At 64.4% G+C, this 379-nt stretch carries 1 pseudogene; it reads left to right on the top strand.

What is annotated here, in order from left to right:
• Positions 1-22: 22 nt before the first annotated feature.
• A pseudogene (locus EOA32_RS38215) lies at positions 23-379 on the top strand (3-oxoacyl-ACP synthase); the annotation flags it as partial.

Raw genomic sequence — 379 nt, 5'->3', positions numbered from 1 at the left:
CTGGTGCGCTCGGCCGAATTGATGCGCCGGCTTCATCTATGCGCTGATGTTCGCGGACGGATTTACACGCCTGCACGGCAAAGCGAGCCTTGTCATCGCCGCCAACATCCTCAGCCGCCGCATCAATTCGGCCGAGCGCACCAGCGCCGTGCTGTTTGCCGACGCCGCAGGCGCCGTGGTGATCGGTCCCTGCGAGGATCCGGATCGAGGCATTCTCGGCGCATCGGTTGATTCCGACGGCTCGCGCTACGGGCTGATCCAGATTCCCGCGGGCGGAAGCAACAAGCCCTTCCAGGCCGATCTCGACCTCGCTGAGACCCGGATGACCATCATCGACGGCCGCGAGGTGTTCGCCAAGGCGGTCGATATGATGACAGCC

This window comes from Mesorhizobium sp. M1A.F.Ca.ET.072.01.1.1, from assembly GCF_004023325.1.
Lineage (GTDB): Bacteria > Pseudomonadota > Alphaproteobacteria > Rhizobiales > Rhizobiaceae > Mesorhizobium.
The sequence above is the reverse complement of the archived record's forward strand: the minus strand, read 5'-3'. Positions and strand labels throughout refer to the sequence as shown.